This is a genomic window from Dyadobacter sp., assembly GCF_039919315.1.
Classification (GTDB): Bacteria; Bacteroidota; Bacteroidia; order Cytophagales; family Spirosomataceae; genus Dyadobacter.
In genome coordinates this window covers 173,033-187,903 of the sequence record NZ_JBDSFX010000102.1, presented here as the reverse complement: position 1 = coordinate 187,903, position 14,871 = coordinate 173,033, and the positions used below count along the sequence as shown (strand labels likewise).

The window sequence follows — 14,871 nt, the reverse complement described above, 5'->3', positions numbered from 1 at the left end:
GTAAACGTCTGTTACAATACATTAATTCCAAAGTTAACATAAAAAACTATCTTTGCAACTGCCAAAAAAGGAGCATGTATTTAACGATAAACTCCATTTCAATTACAAAATAATCCTACGAATGAGTAAAGCCCTGCCAACCCGAAGTGAAAATTACTCCGAATGGTACAACGAGTTAGTAAAAAGAGCCGACCTGGCAGAAAATTCCGCGGTCAGAGGCTGTATGGTTATCAAACCTTACGGCTATTCGATCTGGGAAAAAATGCAGCGTGCGTTGGATGATATGTTTAAAGAGACAGGACATTCCAATGCCTACTTCCCCCTATTCATCCCGAAATCATATCTGAGTAAAGAAGCATCACATGTGGAAGGTTTCGCGAAGGAATGTGCGGTTGTTACCCATTACAGGTTAAAAAATGATCCTAATGGAAAAGGAGTAATCGTTGATCCGGACGCTAAGCTGGAAGAAGAGCTCATCGTGCGCCCAACCTCTGAAACCGTGATATGGAGCAGTTATAAAAACTGGATTCAATCCTACCGCGACCTGCCTTTGCTCATTAACCAATGGGCCAATGTGGTGCGCTGGGAAATGCGTACGCGCCTCTTTTTGCGCACCGCTGAATTCCTTTGGCAGGAAGGCCATACCGCTCACGCAACCGCCGGGGAAGCAGTAGCAGAAACCAAACAAATGCTGGACATCTACGCCACTTTCGCAGAAGAATGGATGGCAATGCCGGTTGTAAAAGGAGTGAAAACAGCGAATGAAAGATTTGCAGGCGCCGAAGACACGTATTGTATCGAGGCACTAATGCAGGATGGAAAGGCATTACAGGCTGGTACTTCCCATTTTCTTGGACAGAATTTCGCGACCGCTTTTGATGTGAAGTTTCAGGACAAAGACGGAAAACTGGAATATGTCTGGGGGACTTCCTGGGGTGTTAGCACCCGCTTGATGGGCGCGCTCATTATGGCGCATTCTGATGACAGCGGATTGGTACTACCTCCAAAATTGGCCCCTATTCAGGTCGTGATCGTTCCGATCTACAAAAATGAGGAGCAGCTCGCCCAGATTTCTGAAAAAGTAGGAGAGATCACCAAACAGCTTAAAAAGCTGGGTATCAGTGTTAAATATGACAACAACGATGCCTACAAGCCAGGTTATAAATTTGCGGAATATGAGCTGAAAGGTGTGCCTGTAAGGCTTGCGCTCGGTGCGCGTGACCTCGAAAATGGCACAGTTGAAGTGGCCCGAAGAGACACTAAAACCAAAGAGACCGTTTCGCTGGAAGGCATTGCATCTCACATTCAGGAGTTGCTGGACAACATTCAGGAATCTATTTACAACAAGGCGCTGGCATTCAAGAAAGATAATACTTTCCGCGTCGATACTTTTGAGGAGTTCAATAAAGTACTGGATAATACAGGTGGATTTATTCTGGCGCACTGGGACGGTACTTCGGAAACAGAAGAAAAAATCAAGGAGGAGACCAAAGCTACCATTCGCTGTATCCCTTTGGATCAGCAAGAGGAAGTTGGCGTTTGCATTTATTCGGGAAAACCATCGGCTGGAAGAGTAGTCTTCGCCAGGGCATATTAAATTAGTAACCCGGCTTTCCTATCCAAAATTCAGAGGGAAAGAAGGACATTTTTAACCATTTAAGTTAACATACAATGAAGCAGGCGCAGGCAGGTGATCATGTACAGGTCCATTACAAAGGGACCTTACCAGACGGACAACTTTTTGATTCCTCTGAAGGACGTGAACCATTAAGCTTTCAATTGGGAAGCGGACAAGTGATTAAAGGATTTGATGACGGCGTAACCGGAATGGAAATTGGCAACAAGAAAACCATCCATATTCCCAATGCCGAAGCTTACGGTCCGATTAATGAAGATATGATCATTAATTTTGAGCGTGCACAGATACCTTCCGACATTCCTTTGGAAGTAGGCGGCACGCTGAACATGCATCAGGACGGTAACGGACAGGTGATCCCGGTGGTGATCAGAGAAGTAACGGAGGAATACGTTATTCTGGACGCCAATCATCCCTTGGCAGGTCAGGACCTGATCTTTGAACTGGAACTGGTAGGCATCAAGTAGTTTTAAAAGATTTGAATAGGATCAGCCTGAATCGTCATTCGGGCTGATCCTATTTTTTTATTCGGCCCATTTCAGACTGAAAGTTTCGGGTTTATTGCGGGAAATTTTCAGCAGTATTTGTTTTGCCGCCAGATCTTGTAACATTCGTTCCGCCCTTTTTTCCGAAATATTGATAATCTTGGAAAATACTTTTGCATTGACTGAATCAGTCTCTTTCAGATAAGTAATCAGCGTTTTCACGTGCCGGGAGGAAAGAATTTTTTCAGTATTGGCGTCGCTTTCTCCATATAGCAAAAGTCTCGGAATAGGCAGGCTCTTATCTTTAACTCTGATATAAATAATCCGCTCTGCTTTTTCATTAATGGCATGATGCGGCTTTTCAGGGCTGTCTTCCACTTCAATCAGCAGGATCTTCTTACCGTCGATCAGTTCCGACCGGATGCCTATCGTCAGCTTTGGCTCAATTAATTCCCCCATCGCTTTTTCCAGCTTCTGCAACTCCTTCAGCTCCGACTCCACGCCCGGAATAGTACCATTATCCGCCACTCCTATCAGCAAATTGCCTCCCGATGTATTGGCGAATGAAACTATGGTCTTGGCAATTTTGTAGGCACTGTCGATCGTTCTTTTAAACTCGGTCGTCAGCCCCTCTCCTTGCTTAATCAGTTGAATGATACCTTTACTCATGCATTTACATTAAACCATATTTTTTACCCGGTAATGACCGGACCATTCCCTGAAATTCAAGATTTAAAAGCAGTGTTGCCAGCTTATTCTGATGCATTCCCGATTGCCAGGCCAGTTCATCGATTTGAACAGACCCTTTTTGTTTTAACAGCGCAAGTATCTGTCCCTCGTCCTGCGTGAACCCTTCGAAGCTGCATTGCGCCTGCACTACTGGCACTGCGGCAGGCTTCTTAGTTTCCAATCCCCAACCCATTGCGGTCACCATGTCTTCTACCGAGGTAAAAATGGATGCCTTGTGGTCTCTGATCAGATAATTGCAACCCTCCGATTGCCCGCTTCCAATCATACCTGGTACTGCGTAAACATCGCGATGGTAATTTTGCGCAAACTCGACCGTGATCAGACTTCCTCCTTTTTTGGCAGACTCTACTACCACTGTAACATCGCTAAGGCCTGCAATAATTCGGTTCCTGGCGGGAAATCTCATAAAATCAGGCTTGGTACCCAATGCATTTTCTGTGACCAATCCGCCATTCTCCTGCATTTCCAGTGCAGTGCGTTGATGCCCAGCCGGATAGATTACGTCAAGCCCGCTCGCCATCACGCCCAGTGTGGGCAAATTGTACTTTACACAGGCGCGGTGTGCAGTAATGTCAACACCATAAGCCAGGCCGCTAACGATCATCGCTTTGAACGGTTCCAGCTCTTTAATGATTGTTTCGGTTACTGATTTTCCATAATCACTGATTTGCCTGGTTCCGACGATCCCAATGCTGATGGCGGTGTTGAAGTCGAATTTTCCTTTGGAATACAGCACAACAGGTGCATCATACAAAGGTTTTAACCTCGCAGGATATGTTGGATCATTAAAAAAATGAAGATTAACACCTGATTGATTGCAACTGTGCAACTCCCTTTCAGCCATTTCAAGCGTGGTTTTAGCCAGAATCGCTTTTACAACCTTGTCTCCAACTCCGGGGATTTTGATAAGATGCTTGTAATCTGCGAGGAAGACGCTGGAAGCGCCGCCGCAATAGCTGATGAGTTGGCGAATGGTAACCGAACCAATTCCTGGCGTATGGATAAGCGCCAGTGTGAAGACTTTTTCGTCTTCGTTAGATTGTAACATATATAGTGTGTTTTCAATGTGGATCTGAACGTATAAAGTCGCAGAAGCTACTGGCATACATTTTGCCAATATACGTCAAATAGTTTACCTCAAAAATAACAATAATCTGCAAATAGGGAATATGGAAAATTCACAGACTGATCAACCGGAAACCACCCAACATTATGAAGGCATGGGGGCGACCTGCTATCCCGATGGCGTGTACTATCGTGTATGGGCGCCTCACGCAGAAAGCGTATCTGTGGTGGGTACTTTCAATGATTGGAATGATACAGCTACGCCTCTTCAACCCGAAGAGAATGGTGTTTGGGGCGTTTTGGCTGAAAATTCAAAAGAAGGAGACGAATATAAATTTGTATTAAAAACGCCATCAGGCGATTTGCACAGAAATGATCCTTATGCATTAAAAATGACCAACTCAGCTGGAAACGGTGTCGTCTACAATCAAGGCTCATTTGATTGGCAGGATGTACACTTTCAAATTCCAAGCTGGCATGAACTGGTCATCTATGAGCTGCATGTGGGCACCTTTCATGTGAAGGAAAAAGATCAGGTTGGGACCCTATACACTGCGATCGAAAAGCTGCCTTACTTGAAGGATATGGGCTTTAACGCTGTTGAATTAATGCCCTGTTCTGAGTTCCCGGGGTCCCGCTCCTGGGGATATAATCCCGCAAATCCATTTTCAATTGAATCAGATTACGGCGGCCCGGATGGTCTGAAAGCATTCGTTAAAGCTGCTCACGAGGCCGGTATAGCCGTTATCCTTGATGTGGTTTATAACCACTTTGGCCCCTCGGACCTTGACCTGTGGCGTTTTGACGGCTGGGGTGAAAACGATGGTGGCGGGATCTATTTTTATAATGACTGGCGTGCCGAGACTCCTTGGGGAAGTACCAGGCCGGATTTCGGACGCAACGAGGTGAGGCAGTACATTCATGACAATGCAATGATGTGGCTGAAAGATTACCGTGTTGACGGTCTCCGAATGGATATGGTTCCCTACATCCGCAATGTGAAAGCCGACGGTAATCCGGGTAATGACATTCCTGAGGGAAAATCGCTTATGCAATGGATTAATAAAGATATTCGCGACAATTGTCCTAACTGCATTACCATTGCCGAGGACATGCATTCACTGGATTTTATTACGAATTCAGTTGAAAATGGTGGCCTGGGATACGGGTCACAATGGGACGCAGAGTTTGTCCATACCATTCGGGATGCCATTATAACGGCCAACGATCAGGATAGAAATATGGATGAGGTGGTTGCTGCAATTACCAATCGGTACAATACTGATGCTTTTCAGCGGATCATTTACACGGAATCGCACGATGAAGTAGCTAATGGGCAGGCCAGAGTTGCCGAGGAAATTGCAGAGGGGGATGTTAACAACTGGTATTCCAAAAAGCGTGCAGCATTAGGAGTTGCGTTGGTACTGACTTCGCCGGGCATCCCGATGATATTTCAGGGACAGCCGCTTCTGGAAGACAAATGGTTTTCAGACAATGATGCAATCGACTGGTCCAGGCTCGAAAAATTCAGCGGGTTTGCTACCCTCCACCGCGATATGATCCATATCAGAAGGAACTGGTTTGGAGTTACCAAGGGACTACAAGGTCAGAATGTACAGATAATCCGTGCCGATAATGAGAAAAAAGTAATCTTTATGCATCGCTGGGACCAAGGTGGGCCCAAAGACAGCGTAGTGATATTACTGAATTTTTCAACCGAAACCTTCTCGGACTATAAGGTAGGATTGCCAAGAGCGGGAAAATGGAACTTGCGGTTCAATAGTGATAACGAACAATATGACCCGGAGTTTTCACACATAGGAGTTTTTGACATTGAAACAATGGACGGTGAGTTTGACGGGCAACCTGTATTTGGTTCATTCCAGATCCCGCCCTACTCCGCACTGATTTTTTCGCAAGAGGAATAGAGTTCTAAAATTTACGATAACAAACAGAGGCCGCTTGACGGCCTTTTTTGTTACTGAATGATCCTAAAAATTCTATCCCAGCGCAATTTCTTTAAAAAACTGGTAGGATTAGGATCAATGGACATCCATACAAAAGCCGCTTTCCCTACAATGTGATCCTTGGGCACAAACCCCCAGTACCGCGAATCAGCCGAGTCATGGCGGTTATCACCCATCATAAAGAAGTAATCCTGTTTGAATGTGTAGCTTTCCAAGACTTTTCCGTTCAAAGTTATTTTACCTTCTTCCAGGATAACCTGATCGTTGCCTTCATAATTTTTAATTACCTCACCGTAGAGGGCAATGTTCACTGCGGTCATGGGCACCCTCGCGCCTTCTTTTGGAATCATAACTGGTCCGTAATTGTCTTTATTCCAATCCAATAAATTAGTCGAAGGAAAAAGAAATGGTTCTTTCAGGCCCTTACTCATGAAAACCGGTTCGATCCTTTTTACAAAATCATGAGATTTGAGCTGAGCGGCCAGGTCACTCGTCGTTTTGACGATGTATCCGAATTCATCATTTGCAGCAGTGCTATCATTGAAAGTCTCGGTAAACTGTGTGAAGTCGGTAATGCCATTCTTGCGGAATACATTTTCTTCATTGATCGCCGTCGTGGTGGAAACAAAGTACTCGTTCTGCATCCGTACCGGATTAACCTGTTTATTTCCGTTGATGTAAACCTGCCCGCCCCTTACTTCCAGCCGATCGCCTGGCAGCGCCACACACCTTTTAATGTAATTGGAGCGCTGATCGAGCGGATGGGGATGTAGGTTCGGCAATACTGAACTGTACTTCTGGTAGGCGTTCGGGTGTTCGACAGGCAGATAAAATACGATCACATCTCCACGTTTAACGTCGGTGAATCCTGGAAGGCGGAACTGTGGCAACTGAATCCAGTCCAGGTAGGATGGAATACTGGTCTGCCAGATCGTCTGGTGCGTAAGCGGTACCTGCAACGGCGTGACCGGGGTGGTAGTCCCGTAATGCAGCCTGCTCACAAAAAGGTAGTCCCCTACCAACAGGCTATTTTCCATGGAAGGTGTCGGAATTACAAAAGCGCTGAAAAAGAGCCAGCGAATGATCGTGGCCGCTATCACCGCAAACAAAACGGAATCCAGCCATTCGCGAAATGCAGATTTCCTGGGTTTTGTTTTCTCGGGTGTTTGAAAAATTTCTGTAACCGGCATTTTAATGAGGATTTAAAGTCGCGGCAATATAGCATTTATCAAAATAATAAGAAAACAGTTATATAATGTTTATTTATATATGAATCAAAACAAAAAAGGGAAGGCCATAACGACCCTCCCTTTTGCATGTACTTTTGAAATGCTAGTTAATGACGCGGAAAAGGCGATTCCAGCGAATTTTATTAAAGAAGCTAGTCGGACTCGGATCTATTGACATCCACACAAACACCGCTTTTCCTACAACGTGATCCATCGGAACAAAACCCCAATAGCGTGAATCCGCAGAATTGTGACGGTTATCACCCATCATAAAGTAATAGTCCTGTTTGAATGTATAACTGGTAATGGCTTTACCAGCCACTTTTACTGATTTTTCGTCCAGTACTACATCTTCATTTTCTTCATAATTTTTAATAACCGGTCCGTACATCGCTACGTTTTCTGGCGTCAGTTGAACCGTCATGCCTTTGGCGGGAACAGTTACCGGCCCGTAATTATCACGATTCCATTTATAAAGAGATGAATTCGGATACAAGCTAGGCTCACTGATATCTTTTGAAGATTTCACCAATGTAATGTTTTTAACGAAATCGTAAGTTTTGAGCTTGGCTGCAATTTCCACCGTGGTGAAAACCAGGTAACCCATCTGATCATTGGAAGGAATCGTATCATTATAGCTTTCGCTATATGCATTGTACTCCGAAACGCCATTCTCCTTGAAAACCTTCTCTTCATTAACCGCCGTGGTAGTCGCTACAAAGTACTCATTCTCCATACGGACCGGGTTTTCAACCGCAGTACCATTGGCAAATACCTGTAAATCCCGTACTTCCAGCTTATCTCCCGGCAAACCCATGCAACGCTTGATATAATTGGTTTTCAGGTCAACCGGATGCTGCAATTCGGGTGGGTAATTAAAGACAACGACGTCACCACGTTTCACATCGCTAAATCCTGGCAAACGATATTGTGGCAACTGAATGGCGTCCGTATAGGAAGGAATATTTGTTCCCCAAATCGTTTGGTGGGTCAACGGAACCTGCAAAGGCGTTTTTGGTGTGCGGGTTCCGTAATGCAGCTTACTTACGAAGAGAAAATCCCCCACCAGCAAACTGTTTTCCATCGAGGGAGTAGGTATCGTAAATGCCTCAAAAAACAGCCACCGGATCAATGTCGCCGCCACAACGGCAAACAATATGGAATCAAACCATTCCCGCACCGGAGATTTCCTTTTTTTAGTATGAACAGCGTTAGAGGTCAGCTCTTTATTAATAGCCATGCTATGCAATGATTGTTAAGTGTATTAATCCAAATTTTTGAGAAGGTCATTCATGCCAAAAACCCCGTATCTGCCGGGGAGCCACTCTGCCGAAACGACCGCACCTAATGCGAATCCTTTGCGACTGTGGGCAGTATGCGAAATTTCAATGGTATCTACTTCTGATTCGTAACGCACGACATGCGTCCCCGGAACTTCACCCTCGCGCTTTGCCAGGATCTGAACGAAACCTTCCTCGTCATCAGGGGCAAGTTTCCATCCAGTCAGGTCTTCCCGCTCTTCAATTATGCCTTCTGCAAGTGTGATAGCGGTACCGCTCGGGGCGTCCAGTTTATGAATGTGGTGAATTTCGGTCATCGAAGCCTGATATTCCTGACCATTCATCAGGCGGGCAAGCTGACGACTCAGGCGAAAGAACAAATTAACGCCAATGCTATAATTAGAAGCATAGAAGAAGGCTCCTGACTGCTCTTTGCAAAGATTTTCAATCTCAGTACGGTGTTCCAGCCAGCCCGTTGTGCCACTTACGATCGGCCATCCCTTTTTTAAGCAGTAGGTTATATTATCGTATGCTGCTTCCGGCGAGCTGAACTCGATAGCCACATCCACATCAGCGGATTTGAGCTGGTCCATATCTGCGCGATTCTGGACATCAATTTTCCCAACGACCGAATGTCCCCTGTCAAGGGCAATTTGCTCAATCGTTTTTCCCATCTTGCCATACCCGAGTAATAATATTCTCATTAACTAAAAATTAGATTCCGTACTTATTTATATATCATTTTAAATTAAAAACAACTCTTAAACCTGGCGTTGGTGTGATCATCGACGGCTGATGAAGCTTTGGTTCTATCCGAAGGCTTAGATCTTCCGAGAGATCAAATGTTTTTAAATGCGCCGCCACGTTGGCCTCAATGATCGAAAGCGTGTAAATAAGCCCTGTTACGATCAAGGAAAACCCTCTGTTCCTTCTCCAATAGTTTTTACCCTTCGCGATCCTGTCCCTTGTCGCCGGCAAATACTGACTATTCGTATTTAACAAATTCCTCACCCGGACTATTTTCGAGGAATCAGCAGTCAACCCCGTCTTGATCTGCCCATACTTAGGACTGTTTTTATCCAGGTCGTAAAACTCCTTATATGCACTGAGGTAATCATTGTACTTGATCGAATTCAGATAGTAGGTGTACAACCCACCGCCGAAAGCAATGTAAACAATGGGCAGCTTCCAGTAATCCCGGTTATAAATTTGTCCACCACCCGGGATTAGAGCAAGTCTAGTTGCTGTTTTAGGAACGGGGAAAAATTTCTTCTTCCCGTCGGCATCTTTAACGTTTTTTAACGAATCTGACCCGGTTACAATGAGGGTATCACCAGTGATCACGGTCTCTTTACCGATCTTTATGGTGTCCCTTTTAGTTGTCGTTTGCGCCGCAAGTCCCTCCGAAAATAACAAAATTACCCCAAGCCAAAACCAGTTTTTCAAGTCTTATTTGAATTTCAAAGTGTCCAAAATCTTTTTCAATTCGTCCTGAGACGTAAAAGGGATCTTAATTTCACCCTTGTGCTCCTCATTGCTTTTTACCGAAACCTTAGCTCCGAAAAAGGACGATAATTGAAACTGTAACGACTTTATTTCCTGATTAATTGTTGCTTGCTTTTTGGCCGCGAACGAGATATTGCTCATCATTCCCAGCTTTCTTACTTCTTCCTCTACCTTTCTCACCGACCATCCTTCTTCTATGATCTTATTAAAAATTTTAAGCTGACTCTGGTCACTGTTAATGGTAATGATCGCCCGCGCATGACCCATACTGATCTGATTGTCGCGAAGTGCAGCCTGGATGACCGGAGGCAATTTCAATAGTCTAATATAATTATTGACCGTGGTGCGGTTCTTTCCAACCCTTACACCCAGTTCTTCCTGTTTCAGATTACATTCCAGTATCAGGCGCTGATAGCTCAGCGCTATTTCAATAGAATTAAGGTTTTCACGTTGAATGTTTTCGATAAGCGCCATTTCCAGCATTTGCTGGTCATTGGCAGTCCGTACGTAGGCAGGTATGGAGGTCATGCCCAATGAGCGTGACGCCTGTAAGCGACGTTCCCCGGATATAAGCTGGTAGGAATCATCTCCGAGCTGCCTCACCGTGATGGGCTGAATGATGCCTTGTACACGGATAGAATCCGCCAGTTCCTGCAAGGATTCCTGATCAAACTTCGTACGTGGCTGGTAGGGATTGGCTTCGATGTGATTTACATCAATGTCATTCATAGACCCCACCACGTCAGTAGGTGCAAGACGGGCGCTGGCCCGGGGCGGGTTCATTTTTTCCGAATCTTGTAGAAGAGCACCCAAACCTCTTCCTAATCCGGTCATTTTCTTTGTCTTACTACTATTCTCCATCGTATGTCGCGCTATTCAAATCGTTTTATTAGTTCACTCCCAGATGTTTATCGGAGGAGAGTAAACCATTTTTAGTGAGAATTTCTCTTGCAAGATTCAAATAGCTGACAGCACCTTTACTATCAGCATCCTGTGCCATGACAGGGATTCCAAAACTTGGCGCTTCACTGATACGTACGTTACGAGGGATAATGGTATTAAAAACGAGTGACTCAAAGTGGTTAGTAACTTCATTGACAACCTGATTGGATAAACGCAGGCGCAAATCATACATGGTTAACAAAATGCCTTCAATAACCAGCGCAGTGTTCAGGCGGGATTGAATAATGGTAATGGTGTTCAGCAGCTTACCCAGACCTTCCAGGGCGAAATATTCGCATTGCACCGGAATAATTACTGAATCGGCCGCAGTAAGGCTGTTGATGGTGATCAAGCCCAGCGAAGGCGAGCAGTCAATCACAATAAAATCGTAGTCGTCACGCACTTCCGCAATAGCGTCCTTCATTCTGTGTTCACGGTTTTTGAGGTTAATCATCTCAATTTCCGCTCCCACGAGGTCAATGTGCGATGGTAATAAATGCAGGTAAGGAAAATCGGTTTCAAGAATAATATCGGCCGTTTTTGCCTGCTCCACCATGCATTCGTAAATACTGTTTTCCATTTCCTGGGGGTTGAATCCCAGCCCCGAAGTGGAATTTGCCTGAGGGTCAGCATCAATGATCAGCGTCCGGAATTCCAGCGCAGCTAAACTAGCGGCCAGATTAATAGCAGTGGTGGTTTTCCCTACTCCTCCCTTTTGGTTTGCAATTGCAATTACTTTGCCCATGTATTAATTTGTGTTACCAATGTCAAATTTCCATTATTCGGGACAATTCACCAAAAAATGTTCCACGGAGTTTGAAATTAAATAAATAAGTGCCTATATATCAGAATACTAGCTGACATTATTATTTGGTTAAAAATAAAATAAGGTTCAAATTGAGTAGTGTTTCACGCCCAAACCTGGGTTCCTTCGGTGCAGTTTTTGCACATTTCTATCTCGGAGCGCGACCTAATCAGCGAAGCACGGAAGTCCTGGTATTTTTTACCTCTCCACAGCTGCCGGAAGGTCTGTCTTTTCATATCACCCAGCTGGTATTCCGCATCTTTATCAAAGCAACAAGGCACTACCGCCCCGTCCCAGGTGATCACGCATGAATGCCACATTTTCCAGCAATGGTCTACAAATTTATTTTTAATGGAGTAGCGGCCGGTTTCTTGCTTCTGATACCTGGAATATTTCTCAATGGTCGGTATCAGGTCCGAACCTTCTTCGTAATCATAAATCTGTGCAGTTTTTAGTCCTACCTCATCCACACCCATTTCCTCTGCCAGTTTTTTCACATCCTCTATCTGATGCTCATTGGGTTTCACGACCAGAAACTGAAAAATAACATGAGGCGTACTGGATTTCAATTCTTTCTTCCACTTAATGATGTTACGGGTACCTTCCAACACTTTTTCAAGGTTCCCTCCTATCCGGTACTGCTGGTAAACATCCTGCGTCGTACCATCGATAGAAATAATTAATCTGTCCAATCCCGATTCCACCGTTTTTCTCGCCTTTTCATCATTCAGGTAATGGGCGTTCGTAGAAGTAGCCGTATAAATGCCCTTATCATGCGCATACTGAACCAGTTCGAAGAATTTCGGATGAAGGTATGGCTCTCCCTGAAAATAAAAGATCAGGTATAATAATGTATCAGCCAGCTCATCAATGGTTTTTTTATAGAGCTTTTCCTCCATCATGCCTGTCGGCCTGGTGAAAGAACGCAGACCACTGGGACATTCGGGGCAACGCAGGTTACAAGAAGTCGTTGGTTCAAAAGAAATGGCGATAGGCATTCCCCAGTGAACAGGATTCCCCGTCGCTTTTGAATAAAAATAGCTGCTTAGTATCTGAACGGCGTTCCAGGCTCTCTTCACCGTCACTTTGGACATCAGGTTCAGGCCGTCTTTAAAATTCTTATTCATCGTTTATGGCTGTAATTATTAGGCGGTTAGCTACTAGCTGTTAGCCTTTGGCGGTCAATGTCGGGAAATTAGGTTGCTTCTCTAAATTAAATAACAGCAATTCCCGTGGTGTATTTGATTTCGGAAATTACAAAATAACTACTGATGTGTAACACACTTTTGAGTGCAGAAAGTTTGTGCTGGTAAAATTGATTGTACGCTTCCCCGTCTTCCACCACTACTTTCAGCATGTAATCAAAATTGCCTGAAACAACCGAACATTCCAGTACTTCACTCATGTTGACGATGGCTTGATTAAAGTCCTCAAAGCTCTCCTTACGCTGTTTGTCAAGGGTAACATTGCAGTAAACGACCAGTGCCTTACCTAGTTTTCGGCGGTTTAACAGGCATACATACTTGTCAATAAACCCTTCTTTTTCCAACTTTCTAATACGTTCGTGCACCGGCGTTACCGAGAGATTGATCTGGCTGGCTATTTCCTTGATAGTCAGTTGAGAATTCTTTTGAAGCAGTTCCAGGATCTTTCGGTCTGTGGTATCGGGTTGCATATAGTTTTTTTTATTGCTAACTGTTATTTGATATGGAGTTGAACAGAATTTTTTCTCACGTATACATTCAAAAATAGTTTTCTTTTCTGTCTTAGATACATTTAGTAGTAAGTTTTTCCGCCATAAATTAATTTTGTAGTCTCTTCAATACTATCCAAACACTACAAAATTCTATCGCAATGATCATTGGTGTACCCAAAGAAATCAAAAACAATGAAAACCGTGTGGCTTTGACCCCGGCAGGTGTAACAGAGTTCCGCAAACACGGTCATACGGTTTATGTACAGACAGATGCAGGCAAAAGCAGCGGTTTTACAGATGACCAATATTTAGAAGCAGGCGCGGGCATTCTTGCTACCATCGAAGAGGTTTACGCGATTGCCGAAATGATCATCAAAGTAAAAGAGCCGATCGCCAGCGAATATGACCTCATCAAGCCCGATCAGCTTTTATTTACCTATTTCCACTTTGCTTCTTCCGAACCGCTCACGCACGCTATGATAGCACGTAAGGCCGTTTGCCTGGCGTACGAAACCGTTGAAAAAACCGACAGAAGCTTACCGCTACTAGTACCAATGAGCGAAGTAGCCGGTAGAATGGCCGTTCAGGAAGGTGCCAAGTACCTTGAAAAACCAATGGGCGGATTTGGAATCCTACTAGGCGGTGTCGCAGGCGTTAAGCCAGCCAATGTGCTGGTTCTGGGCGGCGGGATCGTTGGAACCCAATCTGCGAAAATGGCTTCCGGCTTAGGAGCCAATGTGACGATCGTCGATATCAGCCTGGCAAGACTGCGTTACCTGGAAGATATTATGCCGGCCAATGTAGATACCGTCATGTCCAATGAATACAATATCCGCGAACTGGTGAAAAGTGCAAATCTGATCATTGGAGGCGTACTCATACCAGGCGCAAAAGCGCCGTCATTGATCACCCGTGATATGCTGAAACTGATGAAGCCCGGAACCGTAATGGTAGACGTAGCCATTGACCAGGGCGGCTGTTTCGAAACTTCCAAGGCAACCACACACGAAGATCCTATTTATGAAGTAGATGGCGTGGTACATTACTGTGTGGCTAACATGCCTGGTGCTGTGCCTTATACCTCCACACTTGCATTGACCAACGCGACTCTTCCTTACGCACTACAACTGGCGAATCTGGGCTGGAAACAGGCGTGCTCCAACAATGAGGAGCTTCGCAAAGGCTTGAATGTGGTGAATGGACAGGTAGTGTTCAGAGGCGTTTCCGATGCCTGGAATCTTCCATACACGGATGTAAAAGGATTATTCTGATCAACAAACCACTCTGAAAAAAACCTGGCGGGGACATATACCCGTCAGGTTTTGCTTTTCTAAAAATATTACAATTAATTTCCCTACTGCATTGCGATTTCCAATATTATTCTTACTTTTGCATAAATTTTAACGAACATCCGTTCGCTATCTCTGCTTCATAACACGGTTTGGCATTTACAGATTAGCCACCAACCTTTAAATTTGCCCGGTTGGATTTCCCGTTTCTCATGCAGAGC

Annotated in this window: 14 protein-coding genes; 4 read left to right on the top strand and 10 right to left on the bottom strand. The window is 44.7% G+C overall.

Translation table 11 applies throughout. The annotated features are described in order from the left end of the window. The first annotated feature begins 121 nt into the window (after window positions 1-121). Entirely contained in the window at window positions 122-1,597 is a 1,476-nt protein-coding gene (proS, locus tag ABIO93_RS30355; RefSeq protein ID WP_348073790.1) for a proline--tRNA ligase, read from the top strand. Between the two features lie 74 nt (window positions 1,598-1,671). After that, window positions 1,672-2,103 (top strand): peptidylprolyl isomerase, encoded by a 432-nt coding sequence (locus ABIO93_RS30350; RefSeq protein WP_348073789.1) that lies wholly within the window; start codon window positions 1,672-1,674, stop codon window positions 2,101-2,103. A 57-nt stretch (window positions 2,104-2,160) separates the two neighbouring features. Here the strand turns inward: ABIO93_RS30350 and ABIO93_RS30345 are convergent, their stop codons facing one another. Next, window positions 2,161-2,790, bottom strand: coding sequence for an ATP-binding protein (locus ABIO93_RS30345; RefSeq protein ID WP_348073788.1), 630 nt, complete (start codon window positions 2,788-2,790; stop codon window positions 2,161-2,163). Between the two features lie 4 nt (window positions 2,791-2,794). Further along, window positions 2,795-3,919: a DNA-processing protein DprA gene (dprA, locus tag ABIO93_RS30340; RefSeq protein ID WP_348073787.1), complete on the bottom strand. Its 1,125-nt coding sequence runs from the start codon at window positions 3,917-3,919 to the stop codon at window positions 2,795-2,797. A gap of 121 nt (window positions 3,920-4,040) precedes the next feature. On the opposite strand from dprA, the gene ABIO93_RS30335 reads away from it, so the two are divergent. Then, window positions 4,041-5,864 carry an alpha-amylase family glycosyl hydrolase gene (locus tag ABIO93_RS30335; protein WP_348073786.1) on the top strand — a complete coding sequence of 608 codons (1,824 nt, stop codon included), beginning with the start codon at window positions 4,041-4,043 and terminating at the stop codon, window positions 5,862-5,864. A 50-nt stretch (window positions 5,865-5,914) separates the two neighbouring features. Here ABIO93_RS30335 and lepB (ABIO93_RS30330) read toward each other — a convergent pair whose 3' ends face one another. The 8 genes from lepB (ABIO93_RS30330) to ABIO93_RS30295 all read right to left on the bottom strand — a co-directional run bounded on the left by lepB (ABIO93_RS30330) (window position 5,915) and on the right by ABIO93_RS30295 (window position 13,340). After that, the gene (lepB, locus tag ABIO93_RS30330) at window positions 5,915-7,093 is read right to left on the bottom strand and encodes a signal peptidase I (RefSeq protein ID WP_348073785.1); all 1,179 of its coding nucleotides are present in this window, start codon (window positions 7,091-7,093) and stop codon (window positions 5,915-5,917) included. A gap of 142 nt (window positions 7,094-7,235) precedes the next feature. Further along, window positions 7,236-8,372 (bottom strand): signal peptidase I, encoded by a 1,137-nt coding sequence (gene lepB / locus ABIO93_RS30325; protein WP_348073784.1) that lies wholly within the window; start codon window positions 8,370-8,372, stop codon window positions 7,236-7,238. A 24-nt stretch (window positions 8,373-8,396) separates the two neighbouring features. Continuing rightward, window positions 8,397-9,116, bottom strand: coding sequence for a 4-hydroxy-tetrahydrodipicolinate reductase (gene dapB / locus ABIO93_RS30320; protein ID WP_348073783.1), 720 nt, complete (start codon window positions 9,114-9,116; stop codon window positions 8,397-8,399). A 34-nt stretch (window positions 9,117-9,150) separates the two neighbouring features. Next, on the bottom strand, window positions 9,151-9,858 hold the full coding sequence (locus ABIO93_RS30315; protein ID WP_348073782.1) for a DUF5683 domain-containing protein: 708 nt from the start codon (window positions 9,856-9,858) through the stop codon (window positions 9,151-9,153). A 3-nt stretch (window positions 9,859-9,861) separates the two neighbouring features. Beyond that, window positions 9,862-10,779 carry a ParB/RepB/Spo0J family partition protein gene (locus ABIO93_RS30310; RefSeq protein WP_348073781.1) on the bottom strand — a complete coding sequence of 306 codons (918 nt, stop codon included), beginning with the start codon at window positions 10,777-10,779 and terminating at the stop codon, window positions 9,862-9,864. Between the two features lie 28 nt (window positions 10,780-10,807). Continuing rightward, the gene (locus tag ABIO93_RS30305; protein ID WP_348073780.1) at window positions 10,808-11,605 is read right to left on the bottom strand and encodes an AAA family ATPase; all 798 of its coding nucleotides are present in this window, start codon (window positions 11,603-11,605) and stop codon (window positions 10,808-10,810) included. 164 nt (window positions 11,606-11,769) lie between these two features. Further along, window positions 11,770-12,792 carry an SPASM domain-containing protein gene (locus tag ABIO93_RS30300; RefSeq protein ID WP_348073779.1) on the bottom strand — a complete coding sequence of 341 codons (1,023 nt, stop codon included), beginning with the start codon at window positions 12,790-12,792 and terminating at the stop codon, window positions 11,770-11,772. Window positions 12,793-12,878: 86 nt separating this feature from the next. Continuing rightward, window positions 12,879-13,340 (bottom strand): Lrp/AsnC family transcriptional regulator, encoded by a 462-nt coding sequence (locus ABIO93_RS30295; protein ID WP_348073778.1) that lies wholly within the window; start codon window positions 13,338-13,340, stop codon window positions 12,879-12,881. Between the two features lie 179 nt (window positions 13,341-13,519). Between ABIO93_RS30295 and ald the strand changes: the two genes are divergently transcribed. Beyond that, complete coding sequence (ald, locus tag ABIO93_RS30290; RefSeq protein WP_348073777.1) at window positions 13,520-14,632, top strand: alanine dehydrogenase; 1,113 nt, start codon at window positions 13,520-13,522, stop codon at window positions 14,630-14,632. Window positions 14,633-14,871: the final 239 nt, after the last annotated feature.